This window comes from Streptomyces sp. EDA2-14, from assembly GCF_054963755.1.
Window position 1 is genome coordinate 152,927 of the sequence record NZ_JBUEGE010000010.1, and the last position, 23,729, is coordinate 176,655.

Genomic DNA, 23,729 nt, shown 5'->3' on the forward strand with positions numbered 1-23,729 from the left:
TGGGTGGGGGCGGGCTTCAGTCGACCTGTTGCAGGTCGCCCACGGCCTTGCAGCGGATCCGGGTGGCGTTGCCCGGCAGATACGGGACGGGGACCTCGTCGAACTCGACGATGCGGACCCCGGACGGGGCCGCGCCCGCCGCGACCGCCCGGTCGACCGCCTCCTGCCGGGCCTCGTCGAGGACGGCCTCGCGGCGCCCCGCGTCGATCGCGTACACCCGGTCGACCTCGCCGCCGACCTGCGCGATGGCCGCGCCGATCGCGTTCGCGACCGCGAAGTGGTCGGGGCGGTGCACCGCGCCGGAGTCCGGCAGCGAGTCGGGCAGCAGCACCGAGCCACCGCCGACCGCGACCACCGGAAGCGGCTCCGGCGAGGTCCGCATCGACTCGACGGCGCGCGCCACGTCGGCGGCGATCGTGTCCAGCGCCTCCTTGACCACCCGCGCGTCCAGGTGGGCGACGGCCGCCCGGTCCCCGATGTCCGTGAGCCCCGCCGCGACGGCGACATCGGTGGCGGTCAGCGTGGATCCGCCGAACACCAGGGCCTCTTCGGTGAGCCGGTAGCCGACCGAGCGCGGGCCGACCGTGACCCGGCCGCCCTCCGAGACCACCAGCGAGCCGCCGCCGATGCCGATGCTGTGCACGTCCGGCATACGGAAGTTGGTGCGCACCCCCGCCACGTCCACGGCCGTGCCCGCCTCACGCGGGAAGCCCTGCGTGAGCACGCCGACGTCGCTGGTGGTGCCGCCGACGTCGACGACCGCGCAGGTCTCGAGGCCGGACAGGACGGCGGCGCCACGCATCGAGTTCGTGGGTCCTGAGGCGAACGTGGCGACCGGGTAGCGGCGCGCGTACTCCAGGTCCATCAGCGTGCCGTCGTTCTGGCTCAGATACAGCGGCGCCGTGACGCCGAACCCGGCGACCGCCCCGGCCAGGCCGTCGACGATCCCGGCGGCCAGCTCGCGCAGCGCCGCGTTCACGGCGGTCGCGTTCTCCCGTTCGAGGAGGCCGATGCGGCCGATCTCGTGGGACAGGGACAGGGCCACGTCCGGGCCCAGCTCGTCCCGCAGGATCTCCGCCGCCCGCACCTCGAACTCGTCGCTGACCGGCGAGAACACCGAGGAGATCGCCACCGACCTGATGCCGTGGGCGGCCATGTCGGCGGCGTGCCTGCGCAGCTCGTCCACGTCCAGATCGGCGATCTTCCGCCCGTCGAACTCGTGGCCGCCGTGCGCGAGGTAGGGCCGCCCCGACACGGCCCGCGTCAGCCGCTCGGGCCAGTCCACGAACGGCGGCAGCGCGGACGTCGCGGGCAGTCCCAGGCGCAGCGCCGCCGTCGGGGCGAGACCGCGGGCCTCGACGAGCGCGTTGAGGAAGTGGGTGGTGCCGATCATCACGGCGCCGACGGCCGCCGGGTCGAAGGCGTGCTGCGCGCGCAGCGCCTCCAGGGCGGACACGATGCCGGACGTCACGTCCTGGCTGGTCGCGGACTTGGTGGTGGCGAGCACCCGCGGTCCTTCGAGCAGGACGGCGTCGGTGTTGGTGCCGCCGACATCGATTCCGATACGCACGGAACTGTCTCCTTAGCGGGAGGCGCCGCTGGCGGCGCGAGAGGCTTGGGGGTCGTGGGAGGGGGCGGGGGTGGGTACAGGGCCATCGGACACCGGTACCCCGGCTCCCATGTCGCGGGACACACCGACACCGCGCACCAGGCCGAGCCGGCCCAGGACGACGTAGCCGACGAACGCGAAGACGACCGAGTTGATGCTGGGCAGGCCCCAGTCGACGAACTCGCCGACGCAGAAGGCCAGCACCCATACGACGATCGTCGCCGGGACCCAGGTCGGCGCCGTCGCGGGCAGCGTGCCGGAGGACCGCGAGGCCTCCAGGTCGCCGCGCCACCGCTTGACCACGAAGTACTCGGCGATCATCACGCCGGCGATGGGCGGGAAGGCGACCCCGAGCAGGGTGAGGAAGTCGGCGAACCGGTCGAGGATGCCGGCCGCCGCGAGCAGGCTGCCGACGACGCCGAGCAGGACGGTGACGGTCGCGCGGCCCACCTTGCGGCCGAAGACCGACTCGATGAAGTTCACGACGCCGAGGCCGGAGCTGTACAGATTCCAGTCGTTGATCTTCAGCGCGCCCATGATGACGACGAGGGTGCCGACCCAGCCGACCGAGGACACGGCGATCGCGGTCACGTCCGCGGACCGCGTGGCGTGCGCGAGCAGCACTCCGGCGAGCCCGACGACGTACTCACCGAGCGAGATGCCGACCACGGTCTGCTTGACGACGTCGGAGGTGGAGCGGTTGAAGCGGGTCATGTCGGGGGTGATGATGGCGCCCGCGATGGCGCCGCCCGCGACCAGCGTCGTGCCCTGGACCAGGGAGAGCTGCGGGCCGGGCGGGGCGGAGGCCACGAGGTGCCCGATGTCGTACCGCACCAGTTCGTGCACGGTGGACCAGCCGACGAGCAGCAGGAACGCGGGCACCGTGATGTACGCGGCCCAGTTCATGGAGCCGAAGCCCCACAGCACGACGGCCGTCACCCCGAGCCCGAACAGGACCGACCACACGGGCGCGGGGAACACGCCGACGAGCCCGGCCAGCGCGTCCGCGGAGATCGCCGACTGGATGCCGAACCACCCGATGAGGCTGAGCGCGATCGCGAGCCCGATCAGCGAGGACCCGACGCGCCCGAATCCGGTCCACCGCGCGAGCACGGACGTCGGAAGCCCTTCCCGTACGCCGATGATCCCCACGAAGATCGAGAGCACCTCGACGATCACCGAGCCGAGCGTGAGTGCCCAGAACGCCGTCCAGAAGTCCATCCCGAAGCCCAGCGTCGCGCCGAGCACGAACTGGCTGAGCCCGGAGATCTGCCCGAAACGCTGCAGGGCTACGGACCACCAGCTGTAACGGGCGGTGGTGGGCACTCTGGTCAGGGCGTGATCGTCGACCCCGACGGCGCGTGCGGCGGCCATCGAACCTCCAAGCGACTGCGGTTGCCCGCACGCTACGGCGGCCGCCGAAGGGGTGGGGTGGGCGCAGTGCCCGGTGGGACGGAGCTCGCTGTGCAGAGTGCACTGTGAGGGGTGTCCAGGCGTGTCCAGGGGTGTTCAGGGGGGGGCAGGGGTGTTTAGGGGTGGCGCCCCGTGAAGCCAACGATGCGGTCCATCAGGGGCGCGTCGGCGGGCGTCTCCACCGGCGGCCCCCACAGCTCCGGCAGGGGCGCCGCCGTCACGAAGCCGCAGACATGGTCGTGGCAGGCGCGCAATGTGTCCTCGGGCAGGTCGAAGGGCTGGCCGGTCGCCCGGGCGAGGTCCCAGCCGTGGACCACCATCTCGGTGAGCGCGACCTTGCCCCACGTCTCGTTCGACAGCGTGAACCCCGGCCCCTCCGACTCGCCCCGCCAGGCATCCGGATCGTCCCAGGCGTCGCCGAGCGCCCGCACGCTCTTCGCGGTGCCCGCCCGCCAGTCGCCCGGCTCGCCGGGCAGCGGTGCCTCCTTGCGGGCGAAGCCGGTGAACCCCCGCGCCGCGTCGTCGACGTGCCCGACGAGGTCGCGGACGGTGTATTCGGAGCAGGGCGTGGGCGACGACAACTGCTCGTCGGACACGCCGTTCAGTACGTCGATCATCCGGTCGCAGGCCGGCTTCAGGTCGATCACGGGGACTCCTCCTCGGGTGTCGCGCCACGGTGGCACCTGTGAAGACCTCGGCCGGTTCACGAACTCATCGGTTCCTGAGCGGAGTTGTGTGTGAGGCTGTGCCCATGGATCACACATCTGGTGAGCTCCGAGACAGGCTGCAGACGGACCGTCCGCACTCGGCCCGCGTGTGGAACTACCTGCTGGGCGGCAAGGACAACTACCCCGTCGACAGCGAGGTCGGCGACGCCATCCTCGCCACGTTCCCCGAGTTCGCCACCGTCGCGCGGGTGCAGCGCAAGTTCCTGGCGCGCGCGGTGCGGTTCCTGGCGGGCGAAGCGGGCGTCCGGCAGTTCCTCGACATCGGCACGGGCCTCCCCACGGCGGACAATACGCACGAGGTGGCCCAGCGCATCGCTCCGGACAGCCGGATCGTCTACGTCGACAACGACCCGCTGGTACTGACCCACGCGCGGGCCCTGCTCACCAGTACGCCGGAGGGCGCCTGCGCCTATCTGGACGCCGATGTGCGGGACCCGGAGCGGATCCTGGCGCAGGCGGCGGACACCCTGGACTTCGACCGGCCGATCGGGCTCACCCTGCTCAGCATCATGGGGCAGCTGTCCGACGACGACCGTCCCGCGGACGTGGTGGCCGCGCTGCTCGACGCGCTGCCCTCCGGCAGCTACCTGGCCCTGACCGACGGTACGAACACCAATGAGGCGCTGAACACGGCGGTCGCCGGTTACAACGAGCAGTCGGTGCACACCTACCACCTGCGCTCGCCGGAGCGGATCGCCAGGTTCTTCGACGGACTCGACCTCGTCGAACCGGGGGTCGTCAGTACGTCGGCCTGGCGCCCCGAGCCGGGATCGGCACGGCCCGAGGAAGCGGCCGTCGAGGTGGCGGTGTGCGGGGTGGGGCGCAAGGCCTGAGAGCGGGGAGGGGTTACTTGCGCTCCACCTCGACGAAGGCGAGCGGGGCGGTGCCCGCGTTGACGACCTCGTGCTCACTGCCCGCCGCCCGCGCGTAGGACCGGCCGGAGAAGAGCTCGTTGCGCGTGACCGTGCCGTCCGGGGTGATCACGTCGGTCTGCCCGTCGGTGACCGGGACCACGACGTAGTCGTACTCGTGCACATGGCGACCGGTGCTCTGCCCCGGCTCGAAGTCCCAGCGGGTGACCCGCGTGCGCTCGTCCTCGTGCTGCACCGTGGCGCGGGCGGTGGTGGTCATGTTCAAGGCTCTTTCGTCGGGGCGGAACGGCAGCGGCGGAGACCACCGCAGGTGGCAGGCTAACCGGAGCACACGGTGCGTCGTTGTGCGCGGGGGTGCCCCGAGGGCCTGGACCCGTATCCGGCGTTGCGACCTTGTGAACGGTGTATTGAAAACGCCCCGCAGGCCTCCGGGCGTGCCGAGACTGTCCGGCGGCGCCGCGTGATCACCACGTGGTGGCGCCGTCGGACGGACCCACGGCGACGTACGGAGAAGAGGCGGACGTGACGGACACCAGCGACCGGGCCCTGCGCGACGGGAGCCCGGCCGGTGCGCAGCCCGGTGGGGCGCCGGACGGCGGCGGCGCCGGTCTGCGCGGCGGGCTCAAGCAGCGCCACATGACGCTGATCGCGATCGGTGGTGTCATCGGCGCCGGGCTCTTCGTCGGCAGCCGCGTCGTCATCCAGGACACCGGCCCCGCCGCCGTGCTCTCCTTCGCGCTCGCCGGTGGTCTGGTCGTCCTCGTCATGCGGATGCTCGGCGAGATGGCGGTGGCCCGCCCCGCCGCCGGTTCCTTCCACGCCTATGCCCGTCTCGCCCTCGGCCCCCTCGGCAGCTTCACCATCGGCTGGCTGTACTGGTACTTCTGGGTCAATGTCGTGGCCCTCGAAGCGGTCGCGGGCGCCGAACTCGTGCGCGCCTGGCTGCCGGGGCTCCCGCTGTGGACCATCAGCCTGGCCCTGATGCTGATCCTGACCGCGGTCAACATGCTGTCGGTGAAGACCTTCGGCGAGTTCGAGTACTGGTTCTCCTCGATCAAGGTCGCCGCGATCACGGTGTTCCTCGTCGTCGGCCTGGTCTTCGTGGTCGGCCTGTGGCCCGGCGCCCACGACGCGGGCGGCGTCGGCCATGTGACCGCGCACGGCGGCTTCCTGCCGATGGGTGTGGGCCCGGTCCTGACCTCCGTCATCCCGGCGGTCGGCTTCTTCACCGGAGCCGAGATCGCCGCGCTCGCCGCCGCGGAGTCCGCCGAACCCGGACGCAACGTCGCCCGCGCGACCCGCTCCGTCGTCCTGCGCGTCCTGCTCTTCTACGTGGGCTCGATCTTCCTGGTCGTCGTGATCGTCCCGTGGAACTCGGACCGGCTCGACGGCGGACCGTACATCGCGGCGCTGGAGGCGATCGGCATCCCCGGCGCCGACACCCTGATGCGCGTCCTGATCCTGATCGCGGTCCTCTCCTCCCTGAACGCGGGCCTGTACTCGGCCAGCCGCATCGTCTTCGCCCTCACCCGGGAGGGCGAGGCACCGCGCGCTCTCACCAAACTGAGCCGCAGCGGAGTGCCTCGCCGGGCCATCCTCCTCGCCACGGTCCTCGGCTACGTGGCCGTGGTCTTCGCCTACGTCTCCCCGGACACGGTCTTCTCGTTCATCGTGCACTCCTACGGAGCGGTCGCCCTGTTCGTCTACCTCCTCGTGGCCCTCTCCCAACTGCGGCTGCGGGCCCGCCTGGAGCGCGAGGACCCGGCCGCCCTGACGCTGAAGATGTGGGGCTACCCGTATCTGAGCTGGTTCACGATCGGCGCGATGGCCGTGGTCATCCTCGCGATGGCGGTCCTGCCCGCCACCCGCGCGGACTTCGCCGCCAGTCTCCTCACGGTCATGATCGTCCTCGCCTCCTACGCCCTCTTGCGCAAACGCCGCCGGGCGCAGGCGGCAGCGGGGCTTGACCTCAAGTCCGATTGAGCTTCTACGTGGAGCACGGCGTACGACGGGTGGTCGACGGCGCGCTGACGGCGCCGTTCGACGTGTATGTGCGCCGGGCAGGCGCGCGATCCTGCGCATCCGCTGGCGCGTCGCGAAGAGGCGTGCTCAACTGGGCGAGCGGGTTTGGGCGTTCAAGGGGGCCGGGTGAGCAGCCGCTGCGTTCTGCGGGAGAGCCGCACCATCTATCCCGCGTCCACCACGGAGCAGTACCTCGACCGTGCCCTCGCCCTCCCGGACGACGTCGGCACACTCCGCGTGGAGCTGGACTTCGACAAGGTCACCGACTGCTTCCAGCTCTACGCCGCCGCCCTCGACCCCGCCGGATTCCTGCGCGGCCACGTCCAGTGCCCAGGAGACCCCGGACCCCGCCGACTCGCGTTCGAGGTGGGGGAGAGGCACGCGAGCCCCGGATGCCATGCCGGATCGCTGCCCGCAGGGGAATGGACCATCCGCATCGACCTCGACCGGTTCACGCAGGGCGGGAGCTACGAGTTGCGGGTGTACGTGTCGGACGCGGAGCCCGGCATCGCGTCGGGTGCAAGCTGTGCACCTGCCGAACGGCCGCTACCCACACCGCATTCGGCCCCGCCCACCTGGCTGCGCGGCGAACTCCACTCCCACTCCCTCCACAGCGACGGCTCCGCCGACCTCCCCACCCTGCTGGACGCCGCGCGCGCCGCGGGCCTCGACTTCCTCGCCGTCAGCGACCACTACACGTCGAGCCACTGGACGGAACTCGCGCGCCTGGAGGAGCAGGGCGCGGCCGACGGTCTCGTCCTCCTCCGCTCCATCGAGCTGACCTCCCACTTCGGCCACGCGAACCTGCACGGACTGTCCCGATGGCCCGGCACCTACGTCGACGCCGACGGCTGGGACTTCGCCGACGCCGCGCGTGACGTGCACGCCCAGGGCGGGCTCGTGGGCGTCAACCATCCGTTCAGCGGACGCCAGGCCTGGCGCAGGGACGACCACACCTGGGACGACATCGACCTCCTGGAGATCGACAACTTCGGCCAGGGCGCCAACAACGACGCGGCCGTCGGACTGTGGGACCGGCTGCTCACCTCGGGACACCACGTCACCGGCGTCGCCGGCACGGACTGCCACCACCCCCGAAAGCCGGAACACCGGCTCGGCCAGGTCACCACCGTCGTACACGCCGAGCGCACCCGCGAGAGCATCCTCACCGCGCTGCGGGCGGGGGCCGCCTACGTGTCCCGTGGCGCCGCCCTGCGACTGTCCGCCCGCACCGACGCCGGCGGATACTGCGCCATGGGCGGGAGCGTGCCGCTCGACGGCCCCGTCCACCTCGACGTAGACCTCGACACACCACGGCCCGCCGTCCTGTTCGTCCTGCGTGACGGCCTGCTGTGGCACATGGAACCGTTGGACACCACGGGCCCTGCACACATCCGCGTGACGGACCCGCACCCCGTCCCCGGCCACTACCGCGCGGAACTGCACACCTCCAGCGACGACCCGTTCTTCTGGGCCTCGTGCAACCGCTCGCACGCCTCCTCCCTCGCCATCTCCAACCCCGTGCGGGTCGAGAGCGGGCGCGCCGACAGCTGACCGGCCCGGGCCGGTCCACCCTGTTCAGCGCGGGCTTTACCGCATACGGTCCTGCGGGTACGGAAAGATCGGCCACCGTCATCGGACGACTCGCGGAGTGACATGTCTTCCCACCCCCTCGACGCCTGGGCGCTCGACCCCGACGTACGCCACCTCAACCACGGCTCCTTCGGTGCCGTGCCCCGAGTCACCCTCGACGAACTGCGGGCGCTGCGCACGGAGATGGAGACCAATCCGTGCCGGTGGTTCCGCGGGCTCCCGGAGCGCGTGGCACGGGCCCGCACCGACATCGCCCGGCACCTGCGCGTCGCCCCGGACACCCTCGCCCTCGTGCCCAACGCCAGCGCCGGTGTCAGCACGGTCCTGGGCTCGATCGAACTCCCCGCGGGCAGCGAGGTGTTGCTGACCGACCACTCCTACGGCGCCGTCACCATGGGGGTGCGGCGGGCCGCCGAGCGGGCGGGCGCGCAGGTGAGGACCCTGCACATCCCGCTCGACGCGACCCCCGAGGAGATCTCCGCGCGCTTCGCCGACGCCCTGCGCGAGGAGCGGGCACCGACCTCCCTCGTCGTCGTCGACCAGATCACCTCACCCACCGCCCGGCTCTTCCCCGTCGCGGACATCGCCGCGCACGCCCACGCGGCCGGCGCCCTCGTCCTCGTCGACGGCGCGCACGCGCCCGGCATGCTCGCGGACCCGGTCGGCGACGCGGGCGAAGCCGACTTCTGGGTGGGGAACCTGCACAAATGGCCCTGCGCGCCCCGTGGCACGGCGGCCCTCGTGGCGCGCGGCGACCAGGCGCAGCGGCTGTACCCGCTGACCGACTCGTGGGGCGCCCCGTACCCGTTCCCCGCACGCTTCGACCACCAGGGCACGACCGACCTCGCGCCGTGGCTCGCGGCGCCGCGTTCTCTGGACTTCGTGGAGGAGCGCTTCGGCTGGGACGCCGCGCGCCGCCACATGGTCGAACTGGCCGACCAGGCGCAGCAGTTGCTCGCGGAAGCGCTGGGCGCGGACACGTCCTCGGTGGCCGGCAGTCCGGCTCCGGCCATGCGCCTCGTCCCGCTGCCCGAGGGTACGGCGGCCGACCAGGACGCGGCGCACGCGCTGCAGCGCCACGTCGCGGACACCATCGGCTGCGAGACCGCCGTGACGACGTGGCACGGCCGCGGCTACCTCCGCCTGTCGGCGCACCTCTACAACGACCGCAAGGACTACGCCTACCTGGCCGACCACTTCCCGTCGGCGCTGGCCGCGACCGCCTCGTAAGGCACGCTCCGGCCGCCTCGTAGGCCGCGCTCCCCGGCCCCGCGCCACCCGCCCAGACCCGGCGGGTGGCGCGGCGCGCCGAGATACCCGTCCGAAGATTCCTCGTGACGCCCCCATTGACGCCCACCGCATGCGGGCGCCATGCTCCCGGCATCGCGTGTTATCGATAACACGATCGTGAGCACGCCTGAGGGAGCCGCCCCATGACAGGCCGTCAACCACCCATCGCACCAGCTCTTCCAGCCGCCCACCCCCGCAGACGCGCCCTGCTGCGGACGGCCGTCGCCGGTGCCGTGGCCACCGCGTCGGCACCGGTTCTCGCGGCGTGCGGCACCGCCGCAGGGCAGCCTCCCGGCAAGGTGGCTCTGCACGGGGACAACCCCACCTGGGCGCCCCCGATCGAGGCGGCGGGTCAGGCCATGCGTTCGGTCGACGGCATCGGACTCGTGCCCGAGGTCATCCCGTCCCTCGAATCCTTCGAACAGGTCGTCAAGTCCTCGCTGCGCACCAGCAAGACACCGGACATGCTCAAGTACTGGTCCGGCTACCGGCTCCAGGACCTCGCCCGCACCGGCGGCATCGAGGACCTGTCCGGCCACTGGGCGTCCGCCGCCCGCAAGGGCTGGGTCGACCCGGCGCTGCGGCCCGCGTTCACCCACCGGGGCCGGGTCTACGGACTGCCGATGAACCTCGCCTACTACGTCTTCTTCTACAACCCGGAAGTGTTCCGGGCCAACGGCCTCAAGAAGCCCGAGACCTGGGAAGACTTCCTGCACACCGCCGAACGCCTCAAGCACGCCGGCATCACCCCGCTGCACGCGACCACGGCAGGACGGTGGCCCGCGTTCATCTGGTTCCAGGAGATCCTCACCCGGCAGGACCCCCGGTTCTACTGGGAGCTCATGAACGGCCGGGCGCGCTACACCGACGCCCCCGCCCAGCGGGCCATGCGCACCATCGCCTCCTTCGCCGACAAGCACTGGTTCACGTCCCTCGACATGGAGCACGCGGCCGGTGCCTCGGGGGTGCTGCACGGCAAGGTCGGGATGGTTCCCTGCGGAAGCTGGCTCGCCTCCACCTTCGCGGGCATCGGAGGGAAACCCGGCAAGAACCTCGACGCGTTCGTGCTGCCGATGCAGAACACCCGCGTCCGCCGGGCCGTCGTCTTCGAGTCGAGCGCCCTCGTCTGCACGGTCAAGGGCTCCGACAGGGCGGAGGCGCTGCGGGCCGCGGACGCGTGGCTGCACCCCGACGTGATGAAGGCCTTCTCACACGCGCTGCGCGACGGCTGCCCGAACCCGACGGTGCCGCCCGCGAACGTGCTGATCGACGGCGTGACGACGACCGTACGGGAGTCGAAGGCGCAACAGTTCAACCGCTTCTGGGAGTTGGGGCCGCCCGAACTCGTCGAGTCCACGGTCGACGACCTGGCGGCCGGCCTGCTCGACCCGTCCTCGTACCGGAGCGTGCTGCGCACGATGCAGGGCCGGGCCGACGAGGCATGGCCGGTGTGGCGGGAGGCGGCGGACTCATGACCGACATCGTGCGCACGCCCACCGCGTCCGGGCAGCCGAAGCAGGCGTCGCCCCGCCGCCGCATCCCCACCCGCACACCCCACCAGGCGGCCGGCCGCGGACGCGGCGCGGGCCGGATGGGGGGCCCGCTCAGCGGAGTCCCCTGGGCGCTGCCCGCACTGCTCTTCGTCGGCGTGCTCCTCGTCTACCCGTTCCTGCGCAGCATCTACGGCAGCCTCTTCGAGGACAACGGCTTCAGCAGCCACTTCACCGGCCTCGAGAACTACACGCGGCTCGCGCAGGACCCGATCTTCGGCCGGTCGCTGCTCAACACCGTGCTGTGGGTCGCGGGCACACTCCTGCTGCCCGTCGCCGCGGGACTCGCCATCGCCGTGGCCACGCACCGGATGCGCTTCGGGCGGATCGCACAGCTCGTCGTCGTGCTCCCGTACGCCATCTCGGGCGCCGCGACCGCCGTGCTCTGGAAGTTCATCCTCACCTCGGAGGGCTCCCTCAACCAGGTGCTCGACAGCATCGGACTCGGCTCCCTCGCACAGCCGTGGCTGCTCGAATGGCCGCAGAACACCCTCTCCATGATCGTGGCCAGCACCTGGCAGGCGACCGGCCTGAACGTCGTCCTCTTCGCCATCGGACTGCGCGCCATCCCACGGGAGACGGTGGAGGCGGCCGAACTCGACGGTGCCACCGGGTGGCGGATGTTCCGGCACATCACGCTGCCCCAGCTCCGCTCCGTGAGCGTGGTGGTGGTCGGCATGGCCATCGTCAACAGCCTCAAGGCCTTCGACATGATCTGGGTGCTGACCCAGGGCGGCCCCGCACGCTCCTCCGAGACCCTCGCCCTGACCATGTACCGCGAGTCCTTCCGGCTCTTCCACGTCGGCTACGGCTCCGCGATCGCCCTCGTCCTGTCCGTCATCGTCGTCGCCTCCTCCTGGATGTACCTGCGGCGGCAGATGCCCGGGACGTCCCCGCACTGACCCGAGCCGATCGACAAGGAGTGACACCCGTGGGAAGGATCGTCCGCAACATCTTCGTCGTCGGCACCGTGGTGCTCTGGCTGATTCCCCTGTACCTGCTGCTCGTGAACGCGCTGACCCCCGTCACCGCCTATGCGGGCAAACCCAGTTGGGTACCGAACGGCTTCGCCCTCTGGGACAACCTCGTGACCGCATGGAGCGACGCGGGCATCGGCGACAGCTTCCTCGGCTCCCTGCTGTACGCGGTGGTGTGCGGCGCGGCCGGTGTCGTCGTCGCCGCCATGGCCGCGTTCGCCGTCGTGGTGCTGCCCATCCCGAAGCCCACCTTCTGGTTCTGGCTCATCTACTCGGGGACGCTCTTCCCGCTGCAGATGTTCCTCGCGCCACTGTTCGGCATGTACGCCGACGGCAACCTCTACGACACCCGGCTCGGCCTCATGCTCATCTACGTCGCGTACGCCGTCCCGTTCGCCTTCTTCCTCGTACGCAACCAGATGACCACGATGCCCCCCGAGGTCACCGAGGCCGCCATGATCGACGGCGCCTCGTTCCGGCGGATCTTCTGGCGCATCCACGTGCCGCTGATGGGATCCAGCCTCGGGGCCGCGTTCATCTTCCAGTTCACCGCCGTCTGGAACGACCTGCTGTTCGGCATCACCCTCAGCCGCAGCCCCGAGATCCAGCCGGTGATGGCCGCCCTCACCAACCTCAACAACGCCTTCGCGTCGTCCGGCCCGCCCGTCATCCTGGCCGGCGCGCTGATCGTCTCCGTGCCCACCCTCGTCGTCTTCCTGGTGTTCCGCGGCCTGTTCCTGCGCGGCGTCACCGCCTCCGCACGCTGAGCCGGAACCCTTCCCCGCACCCAGATTTGGAGAAGTCCGCATGACCACACGGGCCCTCGTCCGCACCACCGACTGGGACAACGACCGCATCCGCGACAGCCTGCGCGGCTCCGTCGTGAGCGCGGAGGGCAGCCTCTCCGGCGGCCCCCTGCGGCTCACCGTCGAGCCACTGATGCGCCGGGCCGAGAACGGCGGACTGCTGCAGTCGCTGCGCGTGGAGGCGGTGAACGGCGGCGGGATCCCGGCCGGGCTCACCGTGCGCACCGAGTCCGGCACGGCACTGCCCGTCGAACGCATCGCGGGTCCCAACGGAGCCGTACGCCTGCTGCTGCCCGCCGTCGACACCGCCCAGCGGGTCACCGTGGCCTCCTCGCAGGACGACGGCATCGACGTCACCCTCACCCCGCAGCGCGAGTGGACCATCCACCTCGTCCACCACTCGCACCTCGACATCGGCTACACCGACCCGCAGGGCCGGGTCCTCGCCGAACACCTCTCGTTCCTCGACTCCTGCCTGGAGCTGACACAGGCCACCGACGACTGGGAGCCCGAGTCCCAGTTCCGCTGGTGTGTCGAGTCGCTGCTCTCCTTCCAGCAGTGGGCCGACGCCCGCCCCGCCGAGCAGGTGAAGGAGTTCGTACGGCGGGTGCAGGAGGGCCGCATCGAACTCACCGCCCTTCCGTTCAACCTGCACAGCGAGACCTGCTCCACCGACGAGCTGCACGAACTGCTGCGCCTCGCCCACCAGGTCCGCGACGAGCACGGCGTCGAGTTCACCTCCGCCATGCAGACCGATGTGCCCGGCCACGTCGTCGGCATGGTCGACGCGCTGAGCGCCGCGGGCGTCAAGTACCTTTCCGTGGCGCACAACTGGGCCGGCCGCTCCGTGCCCCACCTCGTCGGAGGCGAGAAGCTGCCGCGCCTGTTCCGCTGGCAGGCACCCAGCGGGAACAGCGTGCTCGTCTGGATGACCGACACCCCGCACGGCCTCGCCTACATGGAGGGCCCGCTGCTCGGCTTCGACACCGATTACGCCTCCGTCGACGACCTGCTGCCCGCCTACCTCACCTCGCTCGCCTCCCATCCGTACCCGTACCGCGGCGGCGTCTTCGGCTGGGCCATGGACGAGCGGGAGATCAAGCGCGAGCCCTACCCGTGGGACATCCTGCACCTGCGCGTCCAGGGCAAGTTCGGCGACAACGCGCCGCCGCGCCGCGTCATCGCCGACACCGTGCGGCGCTGGAACGAGACCTGGGCCTACCCGCAGCTGCGCCTGTCGCGCAACGAGGACTTCTTCACCGACGCCGAGAACCGGCTCGGCGACGAGATCCGGACCTTCGAGGGCGACTGGACGGACTGGTGGGTCGACGGCGTCGGCTCCGGCGCCCACCCGCTGTCCATGGCGCGCACCGCCCAGGCCGTCGTCGCCGACGCCCAGACCCTCGGCAGCTTCGCGGGCGTCCTCGGCGCCGCGGGGGCGGCCGACGACACCCGTGACGCGGCCGGGGTGTACGAAGCGGTGTCCCTCTTCGACGAACACACCTGGGGCGCGGGCGACCCCTGGACCCACGGTCACGACCACGGCCACTCCGGCGAGCAGCAGTGGCACTGGAAGTACGGTCAGGCGGTACGCGCCCGTGACGACGGACAGTCCCTCCTCAACAGGGCGAACGCCCGCCTGGGCCAGCGCCTGGCCCGGCCCGCCGACGCGGCCGCCGCCTACCACGTGGTGAACACCTGTTCCTCGCCGCGTACCGAGGTCGCCGAGATCTTCCTTCCGGAGTCCAGCGTCCCCCTCGACCAGGCCGTGACCGTCCACGACGCCCGCACCGGCGCCGAGCTGACACACGAGGAGCGCCCGCAGGACAACGAGGAGCACCGCGACGCGGGCCGCTTCCTCCTCGTCCGCGTCGACGACGTACCGGCCGCCGGTTCCGTGCGTCTCGACGTCCGCGCGGCCACCGCCGCGGGCGGCACCGAAGCGGTGTCGACTGTGGTCAAGGCCGCCACCGGCTGGAACCCCACGGGCGGCAGCGAACGAGAGAACCCGGCCGACACGGCCGCCGCGGCCCACGCCCACACCGACCCGCTGCTCCTGGAGAACGAACACCTCGCCGTACGCGTCGACCTGGCCCGCGCCTGCATCGCCTCCGTCATCGACAGGGCGACGGGGCGTGAACTGGTCCGCGCCGACGCCATCACCGGCTTCAACGCCTACATCCACGACAGCTACACCACGTCCGGAGGCTTCAACCACAACTCCAGCCGCACCACGGGCTCCGACCGCCTCGAACACCTCGGCAACCGCTCCGTCGCCCCGCCCGCGGCGCTCATCGCCCGCCGCACCACGGCAACCGCAGAGACCCTCACGTACGAGACCCGCCCACCGGGCGCCAACCGCGTCCGCACCACCCTCACGCTGCCGCACGGCATCGGCCGCCTCGACATCGAGAACCAGGTCGACAAGGACGCCACCCTCGGAAAGGAGAGCGCCTACTTCGCGTTCCCCTTCGCCTTCGAGACACCCACCGTGCGGATGGAGGCCTCGGGCGGTGCCACCGGCACCGGCCTGCCCGTCGTCCCCGGCTCCGCCCTGCACATGCGGGCCGTGCGCCGCTGGGTGACGCTCCAGGAGGACGACCTCGCCGTCGGCTGGGCCACGCAGGACGCGCCGCTCGTGCAGTTCGGCAACATCGCCCTGCCGTACGCCCCGTTCCCGAAGACGATGAACCACGACGAGCCCGCCACCGTGTACTCGTGGATCCACAACAACCTGTGGGACACCAACTTCCCCAGCGAGCAGGCCTTCGAGTTCACCTTCCGGTACTCGCTCTCCTGCGCCACCGGCGACGACGCCGAGGGACTCGGCCCGCGCACCGCCGCCGGCACCTCGCGCCCGCTGCACGCCGTGCGGGCCCGAGGTCCCGTGTCCGCCGACGCCGCCGGGCAATTGACCTTCGCGACGATCGGCGACCCCCGAGTCCGGCTCGTCGGCGCCACCACCCCGGACGCCGAAGGAGCCGTGCTGCTGCGGTTGCAGTCCTTCGCCGAGGAGCCCGTCGCCTGCCCGGTACGCGCCCACTTCCCGGTCGCTTCGGCGCGGGTCGCCGACTATCACGGCCGGGCAGGGGACGAACTCGCCCTGGCGGACGGCGAAGTCACCGTCGACCTCCCCGCCTTCGGTACCACCGCGGTGCTCTTCAGGCGTTGACGACGCGGCCCGCGTGCACCGCTGCGTATCCCTTGCGTAAAGGAGACTCTGTGTACCGGCACGACCCGCGTTACGCCCCCGATCCCGCCGCCGTCCTGGCCGTCGGCTGGGAGCAGGTGGCGGCTCAACTGCCGTCAGGGCGGGCTGTAGTGGCGGTCGACGGACCGCCGTCCGTCGACTGGGCGGCACTCGCCGCAGGGCTCGGGGCCGCGCGCCCCGTGGCCCTGCTCGACGTACGCGAACACTACGCACCACCCGCCGCGATCCGCGCCCGCGTCGGCCATCCCGACGGCGCGGACGACCCCTACTTCCGCAAGCTCGCCGAGAACCCGCTCGACGACCTCTTCGACACGGTGCCGACGCCCGAAGCCCCCGGCGAGGGACTGCTCGTCGTGTACGGGCCGGGCGCCGCGCTCGTCGAGCACGACCTGCTCTGGTACGCCGACGTGCCCAAGCGCCACGCGGAGGCGGCCACGGTCGCGGGCACCCGGGGCGCCCACCTCGGCCTCCCTGACGACAAGCCCGACCCGCGGCGCCTGTTCTACACCGACTGGCCCATGCTGGACCGGCACCGTGACGCCCTCGCCCCCCGCCTCGACGGCTGGCTCGACCTCCAGGACCCCGGCCGCCCGACATGGCTCGACGGACCCGGCCTGCGCGCGACCTGCGCGGCACTCGCCCGCAGGCCCGTGCGCACGCGCCCCTTCTTCAACTCCACACCATGGGGCGGACACTGGGCGCAGCGCGAACTCGGCTTCAATCCCGGTGCCCGCAACACGGCGCTCGGCTACGAACTCATCGCACCCGAGGCGGGCATTCTCGTCGGGACCGGCCCGGGCGCGCAGGCCGAAGTGCCGTTCCAGCTCATGTGCGTGCTGGAGCCGGACAGTGTCCTCGGCGAGGAGGGGCACGCCCGCTTCGGTACCTCGTTCCCCATCCGCTTCGACTACCTCGACACCGTTGGCGGCGGCAACCTCTCGCTGCACTGCCACCCCCAAGAGACGTACATGCGGGAGAGGTTCGGCTGGTCCTACACCCAGCACGAGACGTACTACATGACGCTCGGCAGCCCCGACACCAAGGTGTTCCTCGGGCTGCGCGAGCACACCGACGTCGACGCCTTTCGCAAGCAGGTCGAGGCGGCCGCCACGCAGGGCACCCCCATGGAGGTCGAGGACCACGTCCACGCCTTCCCCGCCGAACAGGGGCAGTTGTTCCTCATCCCGGCCGGCACCCCGCACGCCAGCGGCGCGGGCAACCTCGTCCTGGAGATCAGCGCCACCCCGTACCTGTACAGCCTGCGCTTCTACGACTGGCTCAGGCCCGACGCCGACGGGAACCCGCGCCCCCTGCCGTACGAACACGGTTTCGCCAACCTGGAGACCGTGCGGCGCGGCGATGCCGTGGCCCGCGACCTCGTGCAGTCACCGCGCACGTTGCGCGAGGGAGCCGGCTGGCGCGAGGAGGTCATCGGCGCGCTCGACGAGATGTTCTACGAAGTGCGGAGGTTCGTGCTGGAGGCGGGCGCCGAGGCGGACGACGACACCGCCGGACGCTTCCACGTGCTCAACGTGGTGGACGGCGACGGCGTGACCCTGCACACCGAGTCCGGTGACACCCACGAACTGGCCTGTGCGGAGACCCTGACCGTGCCCGCGGCCGTCGGCCGGTACCGGCTGCGCGCGGCCGACGGAGGACCGGTGCGCGTCGTGAAGGCGCTCGTCCGGTGATCCCGGTCATCGAGGTCGGCGGCACCCATGTCACCGCCGGCCTCGTCGACCCGGTCTCCGGCAGGGTCGCGCGGCGCACGCACCGACCCCTCGACCCGCACGGCCGCGCCGAGGACATCCTCGGCGCGGTGCGCGCCTGCGCCGACGCACTCGACACTCCCTCGGGGGCGATGTGGGGGATGGCCGTGCCCGGGCCCTTCGACTACGCGCGGGGCGTCGGACTCTTCGCGCACGTCGGGAAGTTCGAGGCGTTGTACGGGGTGGACGTGCGGGCCGAGCTGCTCGACCGATTGGCGCGGCGGCCCGGTGACATCGTCTTCCTCAACGACGCGCACGCCTTCCTGCTGGGGGAGTGCTCGGCAGGTGCAGGCCGCGGACACACCCGCGTCGTGGGCATCACCCTCGGCACGGGCGTCGGCTCCGCCTTCCTCGCCGACGGCCGGATCCTCGACCAGGGCCCCGGAGTTCCGCCCGAGGGCCGTATGGACCTGACCACCGTCGACGGGGCCCCTCTGGAGGACGCCGTGTCCCGCCGCGCCCTGATGGCCAGGTACGGCGACCCGGGCGCCGACGTGCGCGACATCGCCGAGCGGGCGCGCGCCGGGGAGCGGCACGCACGTCGGGTTCTGGACGGGGCGTTCGGAACGCTCGGTGCCGTCCTCGGCCCGCGCCTCGTCGCCTTCGGGGCAACGGGCCTCGTCGTCGGGGGCTCCATGGCCGGCTCCTGGGACCTGGTCGCACCGGCGCTGCACCGCGGACTCGCCACGTGCGGCTGGCCACCTGACGTGACCGAGGTGAGCGGGCCGCCGCCCACGCGGCATACTCGTGCGATGCGCCCCGCCGCGCTCGCCGGTGACGCGGCGCTGCTGGGCGCCGCGAGCGCGGTCGCCGCCAGGAGCATGAGCTGACAAGGGCCGGGGTGGAGGCGAGCACCACCGGCGAGGGGGAGACGTTGGGCAAGTCCGGGGCCGGCGCCGCCAAGGACCCGCACGCCACGGTGTGGGACGTCGCACAGCGGGCGCGCGTGAGCGCCATGACGGTCTCGCGCGTTCTGCGCGACGACCCCAAGGTGCTGCCCGCGACCGCGGAGCGGGTGCGGGCGGCGGCCGCCGCACTCGGATACCGGCGCAACGAGATGGCGCGCAGCCTGCGACTGGGCAGCGGCACCGGCCTCGTCGGACTCGTCGTCACCAACCTCGCCAACCCCTTCTACTCCCGGCTCGCCCTCGGCGTGGACGCCGTCGTCGGCGGGCACGGCCTGAAGACGGTCATCGGGAACACCGGGCACGACCTCGACAGCGAACGCGGCCTCGTCGAGGACCTGGTCGCCCGCCGAGTAGACGGCATCATCGTCGTGCCCGCCGACGGCGACCAGCGCCACCTCGCCGCCGCCGCGGCCGACGGCGTGCCCGTCGTCGTCGCGAGCCGCCCTCCGAACGGCTTCGACGCCGACTGCGTGCTCGTCGACGACCACGGCGGGGCCCTGGCCGTCACCCGGCGACTGATCGACGCGGGACACCGCCGCATCGGCTTCCTCGGCTCACCGCCGGCCGTGTACACCGGCGCGGAACGTCTGCGCGGCTTCACCGACGCGCTCACCGAAGCGGGCATCGAGCACGCACCCCGGTACGTACGCCTCGGACCACAGCAGACGGCGGAGGCGGCGCGGGCCGCGGCCGACCTGCTGGCTTTTCCCGAGCCCCCGACCGCGCTGTTCTGCTCCAACAACCGCAACACCATCGGCGCCTACCGCGCCATCCGCGCGGCCGGCGCCGCCACCGCGCTCGCGGGGTTCGACGACTTCGAACTCGCCGACCTCCTCGGCCTGCCGCTGACCATCGCGGCGTACGACAGCGACGAACTCGGCAAGGAGGCGGGGCGACTGCTCGTCTCGCGACTCGGCGAGCGTCCGGCCGCGGGCGGGTCGGTCGGCGCCCCCGCTGCCGCGCGGCGCGCCGTGGTGCCCACGACCCTCGTCCACTACGGCTAGGGTCGAAGGCCCGCCCCACCCCGGAGGAGCCCGCCGCCGATGCCCGACACCCCGACCGCCCCCGTCATCCATGGCAACACCCCCGGCTCCTTCGCCCGCAGCGTGCTCGCCGAGCGGCACCCCGCGCTCATCGAGAAGGTGCGGGCCGCGTTCCCGTACGGACCCGAGCAGCACCGCGCCCTGGACGCGCTGCTGCGGAACACCGCGGACGGTGTCATCGAGCCGCTCGGCGACGGGGCGCACGACCGTGAGCGGTGGGACGCGTGGGGGAGCGAGTGGTTCGGAAGGTCGTGGTTCGACGCGCCGTTCCTGTGGGCGGAGAGCTACTTCTACCGACAACTTCTCGGCGCGGTCGGGTACTTCGGTGAAGGAGACGGAGCCTGGCAGGGGGTCGACCCCTTCCGGCCGTTCAAGCAGGCCGAGCTCGACACACCCGAGACCGACGCCGAGCTGGGCGCCGTCGACCGGCTTGCCCCGGTGTCCGTGGCGGAGCAGGAGCGCGGACTGCTCCTCGGTTCGCTCTGGGGCAACCGCGCCGACCTCGGCTTCCGTGTCACCGCCGACGGCGACGAACCCGGCGCCGACACGCGGCTCGTCGCCGACGACTCCGAGGCGTTCTGGACCGCCCTGCCGCAGGGCGGCGGCGCCACGATCAGCCTCGTCGCGGACAACGCCGGGCGGGAACTCCTCGCCGACCTGCTGCTCGTCGACCACCTGCTGGCCGGCGGGCGCGCCGCACGCGTGATCGTGCAGGTCAAGCCGTACCCGTACTACGTGTCCGATGCCATGACCGCCGACGTCGTCGACTGTGTGCGGCGGCTGACCCGCGCGGGCGGCGCGGCAGGCGAGGCCGGTGGGCGGATCTGGGCGGCACTGGGGGACGGGCGGATCGTGGTCCGCGCCCACCCCTTCTCCTGCGCCCCGCTGCCGTACACCGACATGCCGGACGATCTGCGCGCCGAGTTCGCCGCCACGACGCTCACCGTGCTCAAGGGCGACCTCAACTACCGGCGCCTGGTGGGGGACCGGCTGTGGGAGCCCACCACGTCGTTCGCCGAGCGCACCGCGTACTGGCCGACTCCCGTGGTCGCGCTGCGCACCCTGAAGTGCGACGTGATCACGGGCCTCGAGCCCTCCGTCCTGAACGCGCTGGACGCCGCCGAACCGCACCAGAAGTGGCGGGTCAGCGGCGCCCACGCGCTCGTACAGGCCAGGATGTGACGCCTCAGGCCGCCGCGCGCTCCAGCGTCTCGAGGGACCGACCGGCCGTCTCGCGGATGAACGCCGCCGTGAACGCGAAGGCGAGGACGCAGATCCCCGCGAACAGCGCGAAGGCGACGCCCGCCCCGGCCGTGAGCAGCACGGGGAAGACCAGCGAGACGACGAAGTTGGCGGCCCAGTTCGTGCCCGAGCCGACACTCACGCCGACGCTGCGCACCCGCAGCGGGAACAGCTCCGGAAGCATCACCCACAGCAGCGGCGCCCAGCTCAGCGAGTACGCCACCTTGAAGACGGCGAGGCTCGCGACGGCGGCGACCTGACCGAGCGTCTGGTGCAGCAGGCCGAGCGAGAACACCGCGCACAGCGTGCTCATGCTGACGATCATCAGGACCAGCCCGGTGAGGAGCAGCGGCTTGCGGCCCACCCGGTCGACAAGACGTCCCGTCACGAACGTCGTGACGATGGAGAGGATGCCGAGGCCGACGCTGTTCAGGAGCGCCGCGGAATCGCCGAAACCGGCCGCCTTCAGGATCGTCGGCGCGTAGAAGACGATCGTGTTGGAGCCGATGATCTGCTGGATCACCGCCATCGCGACGGCGATCCGGAGCCCGCGCCGCACCCGGCGGTCGGCGAACAGCTCGGCCAGGCGGCCCTTGCGCTCCCGCCCGCCGTGCGCGGCGGCCCGGATGTCCGCGAGCTCGGTCTCGGTCTCCTCCTCGGTGTGCAGCCGCAGCAGCACCGAGCGGGCCTCGTCCTCGCGGCCGTGCGCGACGAGCCAGCGCGGGGTCTCCGGCTGTGTCCACATCCCGGCGAACAGCACGGCGGCCGGGACGAGTGCGAGCCCGAGCATCCAGCGCCAGGCGCCCGCGTCGGAGAGCAGGTAGGAGATCAGGTACGAGACGAAGATGCCGACCGCGATCATCATCTGGTTGAGCGTGGACACCCGGCCGCGGATGCGGGTCGGCGCCAGCTCGGAGAGATAGCTGGGGATCACGGACGAGGAGAGGCCGACGGCGACGCCCGTGACGACCCGGAACGCGATGAGGATCCAGGGCCCGGTGGCCACTGCCATGCCGAGCGCTCCCAGGCCGAACACCACGGCTGTGCCGAGCATGACCGGGCGGCGCCCCCAGCGGTCGGTGGCGGGCCCCGCCGCGAAGCAGCCGGCGATCGCGCCGATCATCAGCGAGCTGACGAACGCGCCCTGCATCCAGGCGCTCAGGCCCAGGTCGCGGGTGAGGAACAGCTGGGCACCCGCGACGATCCCCATGTCGTACCCGGACAGCAGACCGCCGAAGGCGCCGCACAGGTAGAGCAGAAGCGTGCGGCGCGATCGGACGTCCGCGCTCGGTGCGTCGGACACCGAGGCCCTGGTGGCGGCAGGCATGACGAGCTCCCTTGCTGGTCGGCTCCGCATCATTAGCGTCAACACTCCGACGAAAATCAAGGGGGTTCGGACCAGCACTTTTGATTTCTGTCGGGAGTCTTGACGAAAATACCGACCGCGGGGGAGTATCCGACCCATGGCAGTGGTCAAGAACCCCACCGTGCTCCGCCAGTTGCGGTACGGGAACGTGGAGCGGGTCCTCCAGGTGCTGCGCAGGCAGGGCCCCAGCAGCAGGGCCGATGTGGCCACCGCCACGGGGCTCTCTCGGACCACGCTCTCCGGAATCGTCGGGCAGTTGCTCACCGACGGTGTCGTCACCGAGGAGCCCGCGGGCCCGCCCTCCGGCCGTGGCCGCCCGGTGCACCGGCTCACGCTGAACCCGCGCTCCGCCCAGGCGGTCGGCATCGAGGTCGGCCGCGAGCGCATCACGGTCGCGATCGCCAACGCCGCGCACGAGGTCACCGCCTTCGCGGGCACTCACCAGGCGCAGCGTTCCCCGGACCACGAACAGGCGGGCGCCGCCCTTGAGCTGCTGCGCAACCTCGCCGCGCGCGAACGCATCGACCTTGCCGGACTCGGTGGTGTCGGTATCGGCACACCGGGGCCCGGAGACACCACGGAGCGACGGCGGACCGTCGCCGACGCGGTCGCCGAGGCCCTCGACGTGCCGGTCCTCGCCGACAACAACACGCGGCTCGCCGCGCTCGGCGAAGCGATCTGGGGTGCGGCCCGCGGCGCGGGCGACGCCCTGCACCTCACGCTCTCGTACGGCATCGGCGGCGGGCTCGTCGCCGGTGGACTGCTGTTCCGGGGTGCGCAGGGCGCGGCGGGCGAGCTGGGACACATCAGCGTCGACGTCGACGGGGCGCGCTGCTGGTGCGGCGGCCACGGCTGCCTGGAGCAGGTCGCCGCCGTGCCCGCGCTGCTGCGGGCGGCCGGGCGGCGCAGCTGGGGCCGGTTCACCGAGGCCTTCGCGGCAGGCGAGGAGACCGAGCGCGCCGCGGTCGAGCGCGCGGCCCTCGCCGTCGGCCGCGCCCTCGCCGCCGCCTCCAGCACCGCCAACCCGCGCCGCATCGTCCTCGGCGGCGAAGTGGCGGAGCTCGGCCCCGACTTCCTCGGATCCGTCGAGGCCGCCTTCCGCCGCTACACCGCCACCCGCGTCCACCGCGACGTGGAACTCGTACCGGCCGCGCTCGGCGAGCGCTCCGGCGCCCTCGGCGCGCTCGCCCTCGTCTTCCACGAGTCACCGCTGCTCGCGGGGTACGCGACACCGGACGCGGCGGCCGCCCCGGCATCCGACGCGGAGTCCGCGGGCGGGACCGCCACGCACGCCTCGTAGTACCTGTCCCTTGCCGAACCCCCCTCGTAC

Annotated in this window: 18 protein-coding genes; 13 read left to right on the forward strand and 5 right to left on the reverse strand. The window is 72.1% G+C overall.

The features are described from left to right. Positions 1–16 precede the first annotated feature (16 nt). From ACY34M_RS24005 to ACY34M_RS24015, 3 genes are all read right to left on the reverse strand, one after another. On the reverse strand, positions 17–1,570 hold the full coding sequence (locus ACY34M_RS24005; RefSeq protein WP_462720099.1) for a hydantoinase/oxoprolinase N-terminal domain-containing protein: 1,554 nt from the start codon (positions 1,568–1,570) through the stop codon (positions 17–19). A gap of 12 nt (positions 1,571–1,582) precedes the next feature. Continuing rightward, positions 1,583–2,983, reverse strand: coding sequence for a purine-cytosine permease family protein (locus ACY34M_RS24010; protein WP_462720100.1), 1,401 nt, complete (start codon positions 2,981–2,983; stop codon positions 1,583–1,585). A 155-nt stretch (positions 2,984–3,138) separates the two neighbouring features. Further along, entirely contained in the window at positions 3,139–3,669 is a 531-nt protein-coding gene (locus ACY34M_RS24015) for a TIGR03086 family metal-binding protein (protein WP_462720101.1), read from the reverse strand. 104 nt (positions 3,670–3,773) lie between these two features. On the opposite strand from ACY34M_RS24015, the gene ACY34M_RS24020 reads away from it, so the two are divergent. Continuing rightward, entirely contained in the window at positions 3,774–4,583 is an 810-nt protein-coding gene (locus ACY34M_RS24020) for an SAM-dependent methyltransferase (protein ID WP_462720102.1), read from the forward strand. Positions 4,584–4,596: 13 nt separating this feature from the next. Here ACY34M_RS24020 and ACY34M_RS24025 read toward each other — a convergent pair whose 3' ends face one another. Next, on the reverse strand, positions 4,597–4,881 hold the full coding sequence (locus ACY34M_RS24025) for a cupin domain-containing protein (RefSeq protein WP_462720103.1): 285 nt from the start codon (positions 4,879–4,881) through the stop codon (positions 4,597–4,599). A 263-nt stretch (positions 4,882–5,144) separates the two neighbouring features. Here ACY34M_RS24025 and ACY34M_RS24030 point away from each other — a divergent pair, with 263 nt between their 5' ends. The 11 genes from ACY34M_RS24030 (at position 5,145) to ACY34M_RS24080 (ending at position 20,973) form a co-directional block, all read left to right on the forward strand. Continuing rightward, positions 5,145–6,605, forward strand: coding sequence for an amino acid permease (locus tag ACY34M_RS24030; protein ID WP_462720104.1), 1,461 nt, complete (start codon positions 5,145–5,147; stop codon positions 6,603–6,605). A gap of 165 nt (positions 6,606–6,770) precedes the next feature. After that, positions 6,771–8,198: a CehA/McbA family metallohydrolase gene (locus tag ACY34M_RS24035; RefSeq protein ID WP_462720105.1), complete on the forward strand. Its 1,428-nt coding sequence runs from the start codon at positions 6,771–6,773 to the stop codon at positions 8,196–8,198. A 102-nt stretch (positions 8,199–8,300) separates the two neighbouring features. Further along, entirely contained in the window at positions 8,301–9,467 is a 1,167-nt protein-coding gene (locus ACY34M_RS24040; protein ID WP_462720106.1) for an aminotransferase class V-fold PLP-dependent enzyme, read from the forward strand. A 203-nt stretch (positions 9,468–9,670) separates the two neighbouring features. Beyond that, a complete protein-coding gene (locus ACY34M_RS24045) occupies positions 9,671–11,002 on the forward strand; it encodes an ABC transporter substrate-binding protein (RefSeq protein ID WP_462720107.1) in 1,332 nt (443 codons plus the stop codon). Next, positions 10,999–11,979 (forward strand): carbohydrate ABC transporter permease, encoded by a 981-nt coding sequence (locus ACY34M_RS24050; protein ID WP_462720108.1) that lies wholly within the window; start codon positions 10,999–11,001, stop codon positions 11,977–11,979. Before ACY34M_RS24045 ends, ACY34M_RS24050 begins: the two co-directional genes overlap by 4 nt. 29 nt (positions 11,980–12,008) lie before the next feature. Beyond that, the gene (locus tag ACY34M_RS24055; protein WP_462720109.1) at positions 12,009–12,821 is read left to right on the forward strand and encodes a carbohydrate ABC transporter permease; all 813 of its coding nucleotides are present in this window, start codon (positions 12,009–12,011) and stop codon (positions 12,819–12,821) included. A 40-nt stretch (positions 12,822–12,861) separates the two neighbouring features. After that, complete coding sequence (locus ACY34M_RS24060) at positions 12,862–16,032, forward strand: glycoside hydrolase family 38 N-terminal domain-containing protein (protein WP_462720110.1); 3,171 nt, start codon at positions 12,862–12,864, stop codon at positions 16,030–16,032. 50 nt (positions 16,033–16,082) lie between these two features. Next, entirely contained in the window at positions 16,083–17,762 is a 1,680-nt protein-coding gene (locus ACY34M_RS24065) for a class I mannose-6-phosphate isomerase (RefSeq protein WP_462720111.1), read from the forward strand. Beyond that, positions 17,759–18,670, forward strand: coding sequence for an ROK family protein (locus tag ACY34M_RS24070; RefSeq protein WP_462720112.1), 912 nt, complete (start codon positions 17,759–17,761; stop codon positions 18,668–18,670). Before ACY34M_RS24065 ends, ACY34M_RS24070 begins: the two co-directional genes overlap by 4 nt. A gap of 125 nt (positions 18,671–18,795) precedes the next feature. Next, positions 18,796–19,752 (forward strand): LacI family DNA-binding transcriptional regulator, encoded by a 957-nt coding sequence (locus tag ACY34M_RS24075; protein WP_462720212.1) that lies wholly within the window; start codon positions 18,796–18,798, stop codon positions 19,750–19,752. 39 nt (positions 19,753–19,791) lie between these two features. Continuing rightward, entirely contained in the window at positions 19,792–20,973 is a 1,182-nt protein-coding gene (locus ACY34M_RS24080; RefSeq protein WP_462720113.1) for a damage-control phosphatase ARMT1 family protein, read from the forward strand. A 4-nt stretch (positions 20,974–20,977) separates the two neighbouring features. On the opposite strand, the gene ACY34M_RS24085 is transcribed toward ACY34M_RS24080, so the two are convergent. Then, a complete protein-coding gene (locus ACY34M_RS24085) occupies positions 20,978–22,360 on the reverse strand; it encodes a sugar porter family MFS transporter (protein WP_462720114.1) in 1,383 nt (460 codons plus the stop codon). Positions 22,361–22,496: 136 nt separating this feature from the next. On the opposite strand from ACY34M_RS24085, the gene ACY34M_RS24090 reads away from it, so the two are divergent. Next, the gene (locus ACY34M_RS24090) at positions 22,497–23,699 is read left to right on the forward strand and encodes an ROK family protein (RefSeq protein WP_462720115.1); all 1,203 of its coding nucleotides are present in this window, start codon (positions 22,497–22,499) and stop codon (positions 23,697–23,699) included. Positions 23,700–23,729 lie beyond the last annotated feature (30 nt).

What these genes read in the sequence shown, in the direction of transcription:
- ACY34M_RS24085 (WP_462720114.1), bottom strand. Translation starts at nt 22,360, where the DNA reads ATGCCTGCCGCCACCAGGGCCTCGGTGTCCGACGCACCGAGCGCGGAC.
- ACY34M_RS24020 (WP_462720102.1), top strand. Translation starts at nt 3,774, where the DNA reads ATGGATCACACATCTGGTGAGCTCCGAGACAGGCTGCAGACGGACCGT.
- ACY34M_RS24040 (WP_462720106.1), top strand. Translation starts at nt 8,301, where the DNA reads ATGTCTTCCCACCCCCTCGACGCCTGGGCGCTCGACCCCGACGTACGC.
- ACY34M_RS24050 (WP_462720108.1), top strand. Translation starts at nt 10,999, where the DNA reads ATGACCGACATCGTGCGCACGCCCACCGCGTCCGGGCAGCCGAAGCAG.
- ACY34M_RS24090 (WP_462720115.1), top strand. Translation starts at nt 22,497, where the DNA reads ATGGCAGTGGTCAAGAACCCCACCGTGCTCCGCCAGTTGCGGTACGGG.
- ACY34M_RS24025 (WP_462720103.1), bottom strand. Translation starts at nt 4,881, where the DNA reads ATGACCACCACCGCCCGCGCCACGGTGCAGCACGAGGACGAGCGCACG.
- ACY34M_RS24060 (WP_462720110.1), top strand. Translation starts at nt 12,862, where the DNA reads ATGACCACACGGGCCCTCGTCCGCACCACCGACTGGGACAACGACCGC.
- ACY34M_RS24075 (WP_462720212.1), top strand. Translation starts at nt 18,796, where the DNA reads ATGACGGTCTCGCGCGTTCTGCGCGACGACCCCAAGGTGCTGCCCGCG.
- ACY34M_RS24045 (WP_462720107.1), top strand. Translation starts at nt 9,671, where the DNA reads ATGACAGGCCGTCAACCACCCATCGCACCAGCTCTTCCAGCCGCCCAC.
- ACY34M_RS24080 (WP_462720113.1), top strand. Translation starts at nt 19,792, where the DNA reads ATGCCCGACACCCCGACCGCCCCCGTCATCCATGGCAACACCCCCGGC.
- ACY34M_RS24010 (WP_462720100.1), bottom strand. Translation starts at nt 2,983, where the DNA reads ATGGCCGCCGCACGCGCCGTCGGGGTCGACGATCACGCCCTGACCAGA.